The sequence below is a fragment of the Paracraurococcus lichenis genome (assembly GCF_030657435.1).
GTDB lineage: Bacteria > Pseudomonadota > Alphaproteobacteria > Acetobacterales > Acetobacteraceae > Paracraurococcus > Paracraurococcus lichenis.
Window position 1 is genome coordinate 119808 of sequence record NZ_JAUTWS010000005.1, and the last position, 15195, is coordinate 135002.

The 15195-nt window shown below is 72.8% G+C and carries 8 protein-coding genes; 2 read left to right on the forward strand and 6 right to left on the reverse strand.

What is annotated here, in order from left to right:
• Nucleotides 1-121: 121 nt before the first annotated feature.
• The 5 genes from Q7A36_RS06960 to Q7A36_RS06980 all read right to left on the reverse strand — a co-directional run bounded on the left by Q7A36_RS06960 (nucleotide 122) and on the right by Q7A36_RS06980 (nucleotide 11049).
• A complete protein-coding gene (locus Q7A36_RS06960) occupies nucleotides 122-3901 on the reverse strand; it encodes a cellulose biosynthesis protein BcsC (protein ID WP_305102941.1) in 3780 nt (1259 codons plus the stop codon).
• Nucleotides 3898-8430: a UDP-forming cellulose synthase catalytic subunit gene (bcsA, locus tag Q7A36_RS06965; protein WP_305102942.1), complete on the reverse strand. Its 4533-nt coding sequence runs from the start codon at nucleotides 8428-8430 to the stop codon at nucleotides 3898-3900. Before bcsA ends, Q7A36_RS06960 begins: the two co-directional genes overlap by 4 nt.
• Nucleotides 8427-9224: a cellulose biosynthesis protein BcsQ gene (bcsQ, locus tag Q7A36_RS06970; protein WP_305102943.1), complete on the reverse strand. Its 798-nt coding sequence runs from the start codon at nucleotides 9222-9224 to the stop codon at nucleotides 8427-8429. Before bcsQ ends, bcsA begins: the two co-directional genes overlap by 4 nt.
• A 16-nt stretch (nucleotides 9225-9240) precedes the next feature.
• Nucleotides 9241-9702, reverse strand: a complete 462-nt coding sequence (locus Q7A36_RS06975) for a hypothetical protein (RefSeq protein ID WP_305102944.1) — start codon at nucleotides 9700-9702, stop codon at nucleotides 9241-9243.
• Between the two features lie 282 nt (nucleotides 9703-9984).
• Nucleotides 9985-11049: a glycosyl hydrolase family 8 gene (locus tag Q7A36_RS06980; protein ID WP_305102945.1), complete on the reverse strand. Its 1065-nt coding sequence runs from the start codon at nucleotides 11047-11049 to the stop codon at nucleotides 9985-9987.
• Between the two features lie 191 nt (nucleotides 11050-11240).
• Between Q7A36_RS06980 and Q7A36_RS06985 the strand changes: the two genes are divergently transcribed.
• Nucleotides 11241-12134 carry a fumarylacetoacetate hydrolase family protein gene (locus Q7A36_RS06985; protein ID WP_305102946.1) on the forward strand — a complete coding sequence of 298 codons (894 nt, stop codon included), beginning with the start codon at nucleotides 11241-11243 and terminating at the stop codon, nucleotides 12132-12134.
• Nucleotides 12135-12221: 87 nt separating this feature from the next.
• The gene (locus tag Q7A36_RS06990; RefSeq protein WP_305102947.1) at nucleotides 12222-13808 is read left to right on the forward strand and encodes an ABC transporter substrate-binding protein; all 1587 of its coding nucleotides are present in this window, start codon (nucleotides 12222-12224) and stop codon (nucleotides 13806-13808) included.
• A gap of 16 nt (nucleotides 13809-13824) precedes the next feature.
• Here the strand turns inward: Q7A36_RS06990 and Q7A36_RS06995 are convergent, their stop codons facing one another.
• Nucleotides 13825-15138: an MFS transporter gene (locus tag Q7A36_RS06995; RefSeq protein ID WP_305102948.1), complete on the reverse strand. Its 1314-nt coding sequence runs from the start codon at nucleotides 15136-15138 to the stop codon at nucleotides 13825-13827.
• Nucleotides 15139-15195 lie beyond the last annotated feature (57 nt).

The following is a 15195-nucleotide window of genomic DNA, read 5'->3' on the forward strand; positions in this document are numbered from 1 at the left end:
GATTCCAGATGGGACCGGCGATCATGCCGGCCCGGTGAAAGGGCCCGGGCGACGGGCGTGCCAGGGCGCGGCGGCAGGCCCGTACGCATCCCGCTTGAATGCTGTGCCGATCCATGCGCGATCAGCGGTCGAACCGGTAGCGCGCATAGAGCATGCCCCGCGCCTCGTTCCAGTTCGCCGTCCGGTCATAGCGCAGCAGCCCGCCGATCCGGAGCTGCGGCGTGATGCTGTACTCGATGTCGCCCCGCAGGCCGCCGGTGATGCCGGATCTCTGCGAGGCGGGCAGTCCGGCGCGCAGCGTGCCATCGCCCGCCGCCGCCAGCTCGGCCTGCGCCTGCAGGCCGGGATCCAGCGGGAAGTACTTCGCCGCATCCTCCCGATAGCTCTGGTAGCCGATGGTGCCGCCCAGATGGTAGGCGAGGTTGCCGCTGCGCGCGCGGTAGTCCACCGGCAGGTTCACGCCGAGATAGCTCTGCGGGCTGAAATAGCCGCCGTTGCCGACCGTGAAGAGCCGCTGGTTCTTGTCATAGGCGAAGTAGACGAGGTCGAGCCCGGCGGTGAGCTGCTCGTTCGGCTCGCGGTAGACGGTCCAGGACGCACCGGCCCCCGCCTCCAACCGGCTGTTGTTCTGCACCCGATCGCCCTGGAAGGTCGAATAGCCGCCGGCGACGTAGAAGGAGACGGGCTGCGTCCCGATCTCGAGCTGTGCGCGGCCGCCGGTGCGCACCACGCCGCCCCAGACCTGGCCGGAACTCGGGTCGCGCGCGCCGGCCCAGGAGAGCAGGCTGTCCGTCACCGGCCGCCGCTCGCCGGTCAGGCGCAGCCGCAGCGTGTTGGTCAGCGCGGGCGCGATCTCGATGCCGCCGATGACGTTCTGCTGCCGGAAGCCGAGCGGCGTGGTGCCGACATCGGCGCTGAAGGCCGAGCGCGTATAGGCCAGGCCGAGTCCGAGACCGGCGGCGCTGTCGTCGCGCGGGGTATAGCGCTCCCGGATTGCCTGGCTCGGCCCGGTCTGCTGCCCGGCGGGCTGCCGCAGGTCCGGCACCAGGGCATTGGTGCCGAAGCTCCGCAACGTGCTGAGGTTGCCGTTGTCGAGCCTGCCGGAATCGATGGTCACCGGCGCCATGGTGGCCGTCAGCCGCCCGCCGATCCCGCCGACCGGCAGGCTCGCCGTCATCGGCGCGGAGAAGTCCGACAGCCTGTCGAGACCCGCGGTGCCCGAGCGGAACCGCCCGGCGACGCCGCCCTGGATATATGCCGAAGCCTCCTCGCGCACCGCGGCCAGTTCGCGCTGGATCTCGGCCACTACCGGGTCGCCCGCGGGCAGCGTGCCCGGCCCGGCCGCCACGGCCGTGCCGACCTGGCGGAAGGGATTGCCCGTCGGGACGGCGCCGGCCGCCGCCACCGGCGTCACGCCGCCGCGGGCGGCGGCCTGCTCCTGCGCCCGCTCGAGCGCCCGCAGCGCGCGGGCATTGTAGCCGCGCGCGCGGGCGATCCGCGCCTCCATCAGCGGCACGCGTGCATCGCCCGGGTTGAAAGCGCGCGCCTCGAGCAGCAGCGCCTCGGCCCGGTCCCAGTCGCGCTGCGCGATCGCGGCATCCACCGCGGCGACGCGCGCCTCCATGTTGCCGGGATTGCTGCGCAGCACGGTATCCGCGATCTGCGCCGCCTGCTCCGGCTGCCGCGCCCCCTGGTAGAGCCGCGCCAGGGCAAGATTGGCGGCGGGATTGGTCGGGTCGCGGCTCAGCACCGGCGCCAGCGCCTCGTAGCCCGCGGCCTGGTTGCCCTGCTCGTTGAGCCGGTCGGAGGCGCGGATGGCGAAGCCGGCCTGCAGCGAGGTGGCCTGCCGGCGATCCTCGGCCGAAAGGTTGGGCAGCAGTTCGACCGAGCGGGCGATCTGCCCGGCCTCCTGCTCCGCCCCCGCGCCGAGCAGCGCGCCGGCGACAGCGAGCCGCGCCGCGGGCGGGGCGGCGGCATTGGCGGAGACCGCCGCCCGCCCCGCCTGCACCGCGCCCTCCCGGTCGCCGAGGCTGCCGAGCGCCCGCACCGCGAGCGCGCCGGCGCCGCCGGTCGGGTCCGGCCGCGCGGCAATGGCGACCAGCGCCGCCCGCCCCTCCGCCTGCCGGCCGGACTGCCAGAGCGTGGTGGCGTGATCCACCTCCGCCGCGACCCGGCCGCGGGCGAGCAGGCGGTTCATATCGGCGCTCCGCAGCCGCGCCGGGATCCGGTTCAGGGCGGCCGCGGCATCGCCCGGCCGGCCGTCCTCATCGGCGAAGAGCGCGGCGGCATGCAGCGCCTCGGCCGCATTGGTGCCAGCCGCGGCCTCCATCAACTGGCGCGCCTCCGCCTGCTGGCCCTGGCGCGCCAGGGCGCGGGCGAGGTCGAGCCGGATCCAGGGGCTGGCCGGATCGAGCGTCATCGCCTCCCGCAACCGGATGAGCTGGTCCTCGGGGTCGTTGGCGCGCTGCGCCTCTGTGCGGAGCTGGTTGGCGCGGGCGGCATTCGCGCCGGCCTCGTTGGCGGCGCGGGCGGCGCGGCCCTGCAGCGCCTCGGCCTCTGCGAAACGGCCCTGCTGCTGCAGCACCTCGTAGAGGCCGCTGGTCGCCGCGCCGAGATTCGGCCGGCGCGACAGCGCGGCACGGTAGCGCGCCTCCGCCCCCTCGAGGTCGCCGCGCCGGCGCGCGATGTCGCCGAGCAGCGCCTCGGCATCCGCGCTGTCGCTCGGGCCGCGGGAGAGGGCGCGGCGCAGGCTCTGCTCGGCGGCGTCGAGGTCGCCCTGCTGGATCTGGCCGCGGGCGGCGGCGAGCTCGGCCGAATAACTCGCGCCGTCGAGCGCCTTCTGCCAGTTGGCCCGCTTGGCGGGGTCGAGCCGGATGGCGCGCTCGAGCAGGCTGCGCGCCTCGCCGAAGCGGCCCTCGCGCAGCCGCACGATGCCGAGGCCGCCGACCGCATCGGCATCCTCCGGATTGCGCGCGATCGCCGCCTCGAAGTCGCGGCCCGCCTCGCGCGCCCGGTTGGCGTTCAGCAGATCGAAGCCGCGGAGCCGCGCCGCGGCAGCCTCGTCCGGCGGGCCGGCGGCCCCCGGCGCCGGTGGCGTGCGGGCCTCGGCCAGCTTGCCGGTGATGGCGGGATCGTTCGGGTTGCGCTCGAGGAAGGCCTCGAGATCGGGGATGAGCGCCGGGCCCGCACCCTGCCAGAGCAGCGCCTGCCGCCAGGCCGCGGTCACCGCACCGCCCTTGTCGGCCCCGGCGGCAAGCCGGCGCAGCCGCGCGATGCCCTCGGCCCGGGTGCCGTCGCGATAGGTCAGCACCTGCGCATAGGCGAGCTGCAGCCGGGCATCGGCCGGCGCGCGCTCGGCCAGCCGGGCGAGGCCCTTGCGCGCCTCCTCGAAGCCGCCATCGGTGCCGGCGAGCGTCGCATAGTATTCCTGCGCGAAGGGGTCCGGCGGCGTGCTGCCGCGGAACACCTCCCGGTAGCGCGCGACCGCATCCGCCGCGCGGCCGGCCTGGGCGAGGCGCCGGGCCTCGGCGAGCGCGGCCGGATCCACCGTGGAGGCGCGCAGGGCGAGGTCGGTCTCCTGCAGCCGCGGATCGGCGGGCGCGGCGGCGCGCAGCCGGGCGATCAGGGCATCCGCCGCGGCCCGGTTGCCGAGCTGGGCCTGGGCCTGGGCGGCGCCGGCCAGCGCCTCGGCATTCTGCGGGTCGACCGCCAGCACGCGGTCGAGCGCGCGGGCAACCTGGTCCGGGCGGTTCTGCAGGCGCCAGTAATTCGCCTGCTCCAGCAGGGTGGCGACGGCGGCCTCCGAAACCGTGGCACGGGCGGCCAGCGTCTGCCCAGGGGCAGGGCCGGATGCCAGGGCCGCGGCGACGGCGACACCGGCAAGACGAACGGGGCGGCTCACGTCGTCCTCTCACGCAGGCGGCGCACGGCCCGGCGCCGCAGGACCCAGAAGAGCGGCGCCGCGACCAGCAGCGGCCCGAGGAACAGCAAGACGAGCAGCCCGACCGGATCGTCGCCCAGCAGGTATTGCGGCCAGAGCCAGAAGGGCAACTCGCCATGGGTGTAGCGGCCGCCGAGCGCATAGCCCTGCACCCGGCCGCCGGAGAGCAGGGCGAGGTCGCCCTGGACCCGCGGCAGTTGCTCGGGGTCGCGCAGCGCGAGCACCATGGATTCCACCGCCGCCGGCGTGCTGCCGGTCAGCGCGACCACGGAGCGGCCCGCGGTGAGCGGCGACTCGAAGCCGATCAGGGCGCCCAGCCCCTCGCCCGGCGAGGCGAGCTGCGCCGCTGCCCGCTCCGCCGCGCCGCGTCGGTCGCCGCCGCCGAAGATGTGGCGGATATCGGCGAGCGCATCGGGCGTGGCGACGGTCAGCCGGTTGCCATCGAGCTGCACCGGGGCGTCGTGCAGGAGCTGGCCCAGCGCCGGCTGCCGGCCGAGCGCGCCGACCACGATCAGGTCGAGGCCGGCCACCTGCTGCAGGGCCTGCGGCCTGACCACCTGCAGGCCCGTCGCCGGATGGCCGACGGTCGCGGAGAGCCGGCCGATCAGGGTGAGGAAGGCCGAGAGCTCCTGCGGCGAGGGGCGGTCCGGCAGGATCGCCGCGGTGCCGGAGAGGTCGGCGAGCCGGGTGAAGGGGAAGCCCGACCCGGCGAAGAAGGCGAGGTTCGGCAGCGTGGTGAAGCGATGGGCCCGGGACAGGTCGAGCGTGCTGTCGGGATCGATCGAGGCCCGGATGTCGGAGGGAATGCCGGTGCAGTCGCCCCGCGCGATCGGGCGCATGTCGAAGCGGAGCTGCAGGTCGTTCTGGCCGAACACGCTCCAGGGCGGGATGCCGGCCGTGCCCTCGCGCCGCTCGGCCCGGCCGATCTGCTGCACGAACCAGGACCAGGGCCAGGAGGGCTCGGCGCCCTGCAGCGGCAGGCTGCGCAGGTATAGGTCGTTGATCGAGACGTCGAGGCGGGAGACCGCGGCATCGGCGATCGGCGCCGGCGGCGTGCGATAGGCCAGCGTCAGCGGCAGGGGCCGGCTGCGCCAGGTGTAGAGATCGGGTGCGGTGCGGAAGGGGATGGAGATCGCGCCCGGCGCATAGCCGAAGGCCTGCAGCTCGGACGGGTCGACCAGGTCGCCCAGCCGGACCGGCCGGTCCGTGCGCACCCAGCGCGGCGCATCGTAGGGCGCGCGCGGCCGGAGCTCCGGCGCCTGCACCAGCGCCGCCTCGCCCGACAGCGCCTCCCGCCCGACGGCGAGGACGGTCGCCGCCGCCGCCGCCTCCGCGCCCGTGCGCCCGCCGAGGACCAGCACCGCCGCATAGGGGTCGGAGGGGTGCGGCACCAGGGCGATGGTCGGCCCGTCGAAGCGCGGCAGGCTGAGGCCCGGCACGGCATCCGGCCCGGCCGCGATCACCACCGCATGGCCGCGCGGCGGCAGGGCACCGGAGACGGAGAACTGCGCGCCGCGGTAATCGGCCTGCACCGCAAACCAGGAGGCCGCGACGACCGCCGCCCGCACCACCTCGTTCCCCGCGCCCTCCGGCACCACCACCGGCAGGACCAGCGGGTCGCGGGTCAGGCGCGCATCGAAGAAGGGCTCCGGCAGCCGGGCCAGGTCGCGCACCGGCGGCAGCTTCTCGAGCAGCAGGTGCAGCGTCGAGGTGTCCGACACCGTCGCCCAAAGCAGGCCGGAGAGCGGGTCGTTGCACTCCACTGCATAGCGGCCGGAGAAGCGCATGTTCAGCCGGTTGGTGTCGGCGAAGAAGACCGGATTCACCGGGAACTCGATCGGGCCGAAGCTCGGCCGCGAACGGTCGGGCTGGATCGCGCCGATGAACTGCTCGTTCAGCGTGACGGCGATCTGGCTGAGCTCCGGGAGCAGGGCCGGGGAGGTAGCGCCCTGCAGCACCAGCCGGGCCTGGGTCACCACCTCGTCGCCGCGGACGCCGAAGAGCACGCCCTGCAGGTCGGTGGTGCCGCGGAGCTGCATCGGCGACCGCAGGCCAAGCTGGCGCAGCGTATAGGCAACGCGGCGCGCGCCCGCGCCCTCCTGCGGCGCGGCGACCGGCGCCGGCGCGACGGGCGCGGGCGCGGTGGCAGGGGCCGGCGCCGCGGGCTGCGGCGCCGGCAAGGGCTGCTGGCCGATCCGCGCCTGCGCCAGCGCGGTGCCGGGCAGGGCCAGGCCAAGGGCCAGCAGCACCGCCGCGGCGCGCGAGGCCCGCAGCGGCGGCACCACCGGCGCGGCGGGCGCCGGCGCGGCCTCCGGCGCCGTCCTGTCGGGCGCCAGGGCGGGTGTCCTGGCGGCCGGCAGCGCCGCCGACCGCTGCGCCTTGCGCAGCGAGAACTGCGAGCCGCCGCGGAACAGGCCGGTCACGCTGCGCATAACTTCGATGAAGGCGCGCAGCGGCCTGTCCCGGCGGAGGTCGTCCCAGTCCACCCAGGCATCGGCGCGGCCGAAGACCGCCCGCACGACATTGCCCTCGTCCTGCACGTCGTGCGGCGTGAAGCGGAGCTGCGCGCGATCCCCGGTCCAGCGGAGGATCTCGGCCGGGAAGGTGACGCTGCCGGCGCCGACATCGAGCGTCAGCATCACCTCGCCGGCGTCCGGCAGGCCATCCGGCCGCAGGGCGTCGAGCGCCGCCCCGCCGAGCGAGAGGTCGCGCGTCCCGGCCTCGACGATCCGCCCGTCGGCCAGCCGGATGGTGGCGCGCACCTGCGCGCCGATGCGGGCACGCTCGCGCACCTGCCGCCGTTCCCGGCCCACGGCGAGGCCGGCGAGCACGGTCAGCAGGCACAGCATCGCCCAGAAGAGGTTCAGGGCGAAGGCCTGGAATTCCAGCGAGCCGACGGGGTTGGTGGCCATGCCGACCACGCCCCAGAGCACGCCGACGAGGAGGAAGAAGGCCAGGACCATGTTGGGTCCCACGGCCCGCAGGTCGAAATAGCCCTCCTGCAGGGTTCCGCCCTTGTCCGTCACGTTGAACTTTCCCTTCCTGGGATCGAGCAGCGTCGCCAGCGTCACCGGCAGCAGGTAGACCGACAGCACGGCCTCGTAGATCTCCGACCAGAAGGAGTGCCGCACATGCCCCTGGATGCGGCTGCCCGTGGTGGTCGAGTGCAGGATGTGCGGCCCCGCATAGGCGAGGATGGCGAGCGGCGAGGCGGCGATGACATTCTCCCCCAGCAGCAGCCAGGCCAGCGGCGCCGTCAGGAAGACGAAGCGCGGCAGCGGGAAGAGGAAGTGGTACATCGCCATGAAGTAGCAGAGGCGCTGCGACCAGCTCAGCGACCGGATGAAGAGCGGGCATTCGGTCCGCAGGATCTGGATCATCCCGCGGCCCCAGCGCAGGCGCTGGCCGATATGCAGCATCAGGCGCTCGGTCGCGAGGCCGGCGGCGAGCGGGATGCGGAGATAGGCGGTGCGCCAGCCCGCCCGCTGCATGCGCAGCGAGGCGTGGCAATCCTCCGTCACCGTCGAGGTTGGCACGCCGCCGATGCCCTCGAGCGCGGTGCGGCGGATGACGGCGCAGGAGCCGCAGAAGAAGGTGGCGCCCCAGAAGTCGTTGCCTTCCTGGATCAGGCCGTAGAACAGCAGGCTCTCGTTCGGCACGCTCTCGCCGCTGGCGAGGTTCCGCTCGAAGGGGTCGGGCGAGTAGAAGTGGTGCGGCGTCTGCACCATGCAGAGCCCGCGGTCGCGCAGCATCCAGCCGAGGGTGAGCTGCAGGAAGGCGCGCGTCGGCACGTGGTCGCAATCGAAGATCGCGACGTATTCGCCCGTGGTCTTGGTCAGCGCGTGGTTGATGTTGCCGGCCTTGGCGCCCTTGTTGTCCGGCCGGATGATGTAGCCGCAGCCGACCTGCGCGCAGAACTCCCGGAAGTCGGCGCGGCGGCCGTCGTCCAGCACATGGACATGCAGCTTGTCCGCCGGCCAGTCGAGCGCGAGAGCGGCGAAGATGGTCGGCTTAACGATGTCGAGCGACTCGTTGTAGCTCGGGATGAAGACGTCGACATGCGGCCATTGCGAGACGTCGTCGGGCAGCGGGACCGGCCTGCGGTGCAGCGGCCAGGCGGTCTGGATATAGGCGATGACGAGCGCGATGACGGCATAGATCTCCGCCGCCAGCAGGCCGAGGCCGAGGAAGGCCTGGCTCCAGGAGGTGAAGTCGAGCGTGTCGGTGAGGCGCCAGAAGAGGTAGCGCAGCGAGACGATGCAGGAGACGCCGGCGAGAGCGAGCGTGACGGCATGGCCCTTGAGGCGGTCGAGCAGCAGCGAGGCCAGGAAGCCCGCGATGGCGAAGACAAGCTGCTCCTCCGCTTGCAGCGGCGCGGTGATGACCACGCCGGCGATGAGCAGGCCGAGCGCGGCCATCGCGGCCCCGGCATAGCGGTTGCGCACGAAGGGGATGCGCGCGAGGCGTTCGGGATGACGTGCGGCGCTCATCGGGACCACCATGCCTGGGCGGCTTCGGCGGGCTGCGGCAACATGCCGGCCACGGCCCCGCCGAGTTCCCGCAGATCCAGCGCCGCCCGACTGGAGGGCGCGCTATCGAGGATGAGGCGCTGGGCCGCCAGCGCCTCGGCCACCGCGTCCTCGCGCGCGACGGCGCCCAGCAGCCGCGGGCCGAGATGGCGCGCCATCGCCTCCGCCACCGCGCGCGACAGGCGCGAGGTATAGTCGACCTGGTTCAGCACCAGCCGCAGGCGGCCTTGACGGGCGCCCGGCAGCGCGCCGAGGCCGAGGAAGCGGCCGCTATCGATGTCCGGCATCAGGGCGGCGCCGTGGCCATCGGCGAGCAGCACCACGATCGTCAGGTCCGACAGCGGCGCGAGGAGGTCGAGCGCGCGCGACGCCCCGGGCGGCAGGTCCACCACCACGATCATGTCGCGGTCCGCCAGCATCTCCCGCAGCGGGGCGGTCAGGCGCTCCGGCATCTGCTCCAGCGCGGCGGCGAGGGCGAGCGCCTCCTCGGTTGTCACCGTGGCATGCGGCAGCAGCGCGACCCCCGCCGGGGTCTGGCGGATATGCGGGCGCCAGGGGCCGCCATGCAGCAGTTCCACGGCGAAGCCGGCACCGTCCGCCGGCGGCAGGCCGAAATGCAGCCGGAGCGCGTTCTGCGGGTCGAGGTCGAGCGCCAGCACGCGCCGGCCCTGCCGCCGCAAGGCATCGGCAAGATTGGCCGTGAGCATGGTCTTCCCCACGCCCCCCTTGGGCGATGCGATGCAGAGCAGGGGCATCGGCTACCCCGCCGGGTCAGCGGAAGCCGGGCGTGGAGCCCGGCAGGCGGAGCGCGGCGAAGGGCGATGCGGGGATGCTCGCGCCCCGGGCCAGTCGCTGCAGGATCTCGGCGAGCGGCGTGGTGACGCGCTCGGCCGGTACCAGGGCGGGCGGCGCGGCGGTCGCCCGGGGATCGGGCACCGGCGCCTGCGGTGGCGCGCCGAAGACCTGGCCGAAGGGGCCGGCCGGGGCAACGGGCGGCGGCGCCATGAAGGACGGGACCGGTCCGCGGGCGACGATGGGCGGCACCTGCGGGGCCGGCGCGGGCTCGTTCCCGAAGAGCCGGACCAGGGTCCCGGCCTGCGGCTCGGTGGCGGCCGGCGGCTGGTCCAGCGTCTGCAGCAGCGGCCAGGCCTGTGCGGGGTTGTCCGGCGCGCCGGCGGGCGCGGACGCGGTCGGCGCGGCATCCTTGCCCATCGCCTCGACAAGCAGCTTCATGGTTGGTCTCGCACCCTCCGGCACAGGCGGCGCGTCTGCCGCGCTCTCCTCAGGCGCATCTAGGCGAGAAATCGTTACCGCGGCGTTTGCCTGCGGCGGGATGACCGGGCGCACGGGCTCGTTCCCGAAGCTGCGGTAGCGCAGCCCGGTCGTCCTCAGGGAGTTCGCAACCCGGTTGATATCGGTGTCCTGCGACATTCCGTTTCTGCACCTTCCACCAGCAAGCCAGCAGCAATTATGCGTTGAAAAAGTGAACGCTCTTTCTCGCTGGCAGCCGAAATCTCAGTCCTGGGCTGGCTGGTTCCCCTCCGCGGCGGCCGCGGCCAGCATGGTAAGTGCAGCGTCGTAATATTTTTGCGCCAGCAGGAGGCTGCGCGGCGAAGGCAGTGCCGGGGTCCCGCTGCCGCCGGCGACAAGCTGGGCCAGCGCGGCGACGCCGGCGGAGGCGGAGTAGGGCGAGGAGACATCGGAGGTGAGATCGACCCAGGCCGGCAGCGCCGCCCGGCCGGACCAGAACCGGTTCGCATTCCGGAAGGTCGGCTCGTCCCGCAAGCCGGCCCAGCCCAGCCAGAGCGGAACCCGCACGGCGTCGTAGGAGAACCTCGGTGGCCAGGCCTGCGCGATCGCGGGGATCCCCGACCTCCGGTCCACTTCCAGCCAGTCGGGCGGGAGTTCCCAGCGGCCGAAACGGGCCTGCCGCAGCAGCAGCAAGCCGTCGGCCGCCAACCGGGCCCAGGCAGGATCCGGCACCGCCCGGGCCAGCCAGCGGAAGGCCGGGAAGACGTAGTAGGACGGGTTTATCACGAACCTGTCGGCCCGCTCGAAGCCCAGAGCCCCCGGCAGGAGCAGGCTGATGGAACCGGCCTGCCGCACCAGCAGGCGCAGCACGTCCCGGCCTATGGCGCTGCCGAGCGCATGATGCTCCGGTGCGCGCCACCGCGCCCCGGCCTCCAGCAGGGCCCAGGCGATGCAGAGGTCGCCATCCGTGGCATTGTTCAGGTCGTCCACCCGCAGGCCGCCATCGGGCCGGTAGCGCCAGGCATGCAGGCTGTCCCCGGGGCGCGCGAGCGTCCGCCGGGTCCAGGCCAGCAGGCGCTCGAAACCCTGGCGGTCCTGCGCCCGCAAGGCGAACAGCATGCCCCAGCCCTGCCCCTCGGTATGGGAGACGCCGCCATTGCCGGTGTCGATGACCCGCCCCTCCGGCGCGACGAAGCGGGACTGAAAGGCGGCCCAGGCGGCGCGCCAGGCCTCCGCCTGCGCCGCCGCCGGCCGGGCATGGCCGAGCGCCACCAGGACCGGGAGGGCGCGGCGGCGCAGGGGGGCTGGCATTGGCGAACCGGTCGGCATGGGGCACTCCGCCGCCCCGATGGGGACCGGCCGGCGGTATACTGGCAGATCGGCAGCGCATCATCAACTTAAGGTAGTATTTTCAGTGCCCACGACAACCCTGGCAGCGTGGGCTCCCGCCGCGGGGACTTGCCAGAGCGGCCGGCGCGCGGTCCCCTGCCGGCCGCGACTCGTTGTACAGGGGAACGTCCATGACCCGGCTTGCCACCTTCACCGACACCAAGGGCGTGCGCATCGGCTGCGTGCTGGAAGGCGACCGGATGCTCGACCTCTCCGCCGTCCCGGGCGTGCCCGGCGCCGGCGACATGCTGTCCCTGATCGCGGCCGGGCCCGGCGCCCTCGCCGCCATCCGCGCCCTCGCCGCCGACCCGCCGGCGGCCGCGATCCTGCCGGCCGGCGCCTGGACGCTGCTCGCCCCCATCCCGCGCCCGCGCCGCAACGTCTTCTGCGTCGGCCGCAACTACATGGACCATGTCGCGGAGGGCGACCGCACGCGCGGCATCGCCAATTCCGAGCTGCCGAAATACCCGCAATTCTTCACCAAGGCGCCGGACTGCGTCATCGCGCCGGAGGACTGGATCCCCGCGCATGCCGGCGTGACCCAGTGGCTGGATTACGAGGTGGAGCTCGCCGTCATCATCGGGACCGAGGGCCGCGACATCCCGAAGGAGCGGGCGCTCGAGCACGTCTTCGGCTGGACGATCGGCAACGACGTCACCGGGCGCGACCTGCAGCGTCGCTACGGCCAGTGGTTCAAGGGCAAGTCGCTGGACCGCTCCTGCCCGCTCGGCCCCTGGATCATCCCGGCGGCGGAGCTGGACGCGCTGAACACCGGCATCCGGCTCTGGGTGAACGGTGAGAAGCGGCAGGACAGCCACACCTCGAAGATGATCTTCGACGTGAAGGAGATCATCCACCAGCTCTCCATCGGCTTCACGCTGAAGCCCGGCGATGTCATCATCACCGGCACGCCGGAGGGGGTGGGCTACGCCATGCAGCCGCCGAAGACGCTGCAGCCCGGCGACGTGATCGAGTGCGAGATCGACGGCATCGGCCGCCTGCGCAACACGGTGAAGGCGGAGTAGGCGGCCCCTTCCCCGGCCGCCGGGGGCTATCCGGCGGCATCGTTCCAATGGCAGGCTCCCCCGCAAGACGATCCCGGGGGAGCTTCCATGCAGAGACGCAGCTTGCTCAGGGCCGCCACCGCCTTGCCCGCCGCCGGCCTGGCCGGCCCCGCCATCGGCCAGGACCTGCGCGCGCGGACGCTGCGCATGGTGCCGCAGGCGAACCTCACCTCGCTCGATCCCATCTGGACCACCGCGGGCGTCACCGAGAACCACGGCTGGACCGTCTTCGACACGCTCTACGGCACGACGGACGACCTCAAGGTCCGGCCGCAGATGGCGGAGGGCCAGGAGGTTTCCGACGACCGCCGCACCTGGACCATCCGGCTGCGGGAGGGATTGCGCTTCCATGACGGCGAGCCGGTGCTGGCGCGGGACTGCGCCGCGAGCCTCGCGCGCTGGGCGAAGCGCGACACCTTCGGCCAGTCGCTCGGTGCGGTCGCCGAGGCCTTCGAGGCGGCGGACGACCGGACGCTGCGCATCCGGCTGAAGTCGCCCTTCCCCCTCCTGCTCGAGGCACTGGCGAAACCCTTCGCCAATGCCGCCTTCATCATGCCGGAACGGATCGCCAGGACGGACCCCTTCCAGCAGGTGACCGAGATCGTCGGCTCCGGCCCCTATCGCTTCGTGGCGAACGAGTACGTTTCCGGCAGCCGGGTGGTCTATGCGAAGCACGACCGCTACGTCCCGCGGCAGGAGCCGCCGAGCCGCACCGCCGGCGGCAAGGTGGCGCATTTCGACCGCGTGGAATGGACCGTCATCCCGGACAGCGCGACGGCAGCCGCCGCCCTGCAGGCCGGCGAGGTGGACTGGTGGGAGCAGGTGAATGCCGACCTGATCCCGGCGCTGCGCCGCAGCCGCGGCATCACCGTCGAGATCATCAATACCCTCGGCTATATCGGCTTCAGCCGCTTCAACTTCCTCCACCCGCCCTTCGACAACCCGGCGATCCGCCGCGCGGTGCTGCATGCCATCAACCAGGAAGACTTCGTCCGCGCGGTGACGAACAACGACGCGGAGGCTTGGCGGACCTGCCATTCCATGTGGCCCTGCGGCACGACCTATGCGACCACCACGGGGTCGGAGGCGCTGGCCGGCCCGCGCGACCCCGCGCGCGTGCGCCGGATGCTGGAGGAGGCGGGCTACAAGGGTGAGAAGGTCGTGGTCATCAACCCGACCGACTTTCCGACCATCGGGCCCTTCGGCCAGATCATCGCCGACGTGCTGCGCCGCTGCGGGATGAACGTGGACCTGCAGGAGATGGACTGGGGCAGCCTGGTGCAGCGCCGCGTCAGCAAGGAGCCGGTGGAGAAGGGCGGCTGGAGCATCTTCCACACCTGGTGGCCCGGCATCTCCATCATGAACCCGGCGGTGAACGCGCCGATCCGCGGCATGGGGGAGCGCGGCTGGTTCGGCTGGTACAGGAACGACAAGGTCGAGGCGCTGAACGCCGCCTGGCTGGTGGCGGAGGGCGAGGCGGAGCAGAAGCGCATCGCCGAGGAGATCCAGCAGGAGAGCTGGCGGGAGGTGCCCTTCCTCCCGCTCGGCCAGTTCTTCATCCGCACCGCGCATCGCGGGGTGACGGGGGTGCTGAAGGGGACCTCGCCCTATCCCTGGAACATCCGGCGGGCGTGAGGCGCGGCCCCCGGCGTCACGGGTATTCCTCCCTTCCATAGACCTCGAGATCGGCGATCAGCACCTTCCCCCTGGTCTCCGGTCCCAGCCAGACGCCGATGATCAACACGATCAGCGAGCCGATCGTCGCGTACATCATGGGCGCGGCGAAGCCCATGCCCTGGTTGACCGCGTAGTAGGTCAGCACCGGCGCCACGAACCCGCCCCAGATGGCGCCCTGGTGATAGACGAAGCCCGCCGCCGAGGCGCGGATCTCCGTCGGGAAGCGCTCCGACAGCCAGCACGGGTTCAGCGTGTCCTTGCCGCCGACAACCAGCGCCTGCAGCAGGAAGCCGAGGGTGAAGACCATCGGGTCGGTGGTGGTCAGGTAGATCGGCGTGATGAAGATGGCGACGGTGCAGGGGATGATCAGCGCCCAGCGCCGCCCGATCCGGTCCGACAGCCCGCCCCAGAAGGCGGCCGAGACGAAGACCAGGATATTGCCCCAGAAGAGCGGGGTCGCGACCTGCGCCGGCGTCCAGCCCAGCTCCTTCTGCAGATAGGTGCCGGGCAGCGCCCAGATCGAGTAGTAGACGCAGAAATTGGCCGCCATCCAGAGGCAGCCGGTCAGCGTATTCCACAAGTATTGCCGCCGGAAGATGGCAAACAGCGGCAGCCGCACCGCCTTTTGCGTCTCGGCCTGGATCTTCTGGTTCTCGGCCCAGACCTCCGGCTCCTTCACGTAGATCCGGATCCAGACGCAGACGAGCGCCGGCAGCACGCCGAGGATGAGCATGCCGCGCCAGCCCCAGCCCGGCGCCATCGCCTCGAAGGGTTCGTAGAGCAGGCCGTATGCGGCGGCCGAGAGGGCATAGCCGAGGCCCCAGGAGCCCTGCAGAACGCCCGACATCAGGCCGCGCGAACGGGCCGGCCAGGATTCCATGGCGAGCGCCGCGCCTGCCGGCCACTCCGCCCCCATGCCGATGCCGAGCAGGGCGCGGAAGAGGAACAGGAAGGCGAAGCTCGGCGAGAAGCCGGCGATCAGGTTGCAGACGGAGTACCACAGGATGGAGATCATCAGCGGGGCCTTGCGGCCCATCCGGTCGGCCATCCAGCCCGCGGCGGTGGCACCGACCAGGCGAAGCCACAGGGTGACCGCGAAGACCGCCGTGACGGCGGTGAGCGGCACGCCGAATTCCTGACTGATCGGCACCATGATCAGCAGGAAGATGGTGAAGTCGAAGGCATCCAGCGTCCAGCCGAGCCAGGCCGCCAGATAGGCATACCATTGGTCCTTGGTGGGTTCCTTCCACCAGGGGACAGCCTGCGCCCCCTGCCCTGCGCCGGACATGCTGATCCTCCCTGTCGGATCCTTCTTCTTGCCGCGCAGGAGCTTCGGTGCTCAGGC

What these genes read in the sequence shown, in the direction of transcription:
- bcsA (WP_305102942.1), bottom strand. Translation starts at nt 8,430, where the DNA reads ATGAGCGCCGCACGTCATCCCGAACGCCTCGCGCGCATCCCCTTCGTG.
- bcsQ (WP_305102943.1), bottom strand. Translation starts at nt 9,224, where the DNA reads ATGCCCCTGCTCTGCATCGCATCGCCCAAGGGGGGCGTGGGGAAGACC.
- Q7A36_RS06975 (WP_305102944.1), bottom strand. Translation starts at nt 9,702, where the DNA reads ATGAAGCTGCTTGTCGAGGCGATGGGCAAGGATGCCGCGCCGACCGCG.
- Q7A36_RS06980 (WP_305102945.1), bottom strand. Translation starts at nt 11,049, where the DNA reads ATGCCGACCGGTTCGCCAATGCCAGCCCCCCTGCGCCGCCGCGCCCTC.
- Q7A36_RS06985 (WP_305102946.1), top strand. Translation starts at nt 11,241, where the DNA reads ATGACCCGGCTTGCCACCTTCACCGACACCAAGGGCGTGCGCATCGGC.
- Q7A36_RS06990 (WP_305102947.1), top strand. Translation starts at nt 12,222, where the DNA reads ATGCAGAGACGCAGCTTGCTCAGGGCCGCCACCGCCTTGCCCGCCGCC.
- Q7A36_RS06995 (WP_305102948.1), bottom strand. Translation starts at nt 15,138, where the DNA reads ATGTCCGGCGCAGGGCAGGGGGCGCAGGCTGTCCCCTGGTGGAAGGAA.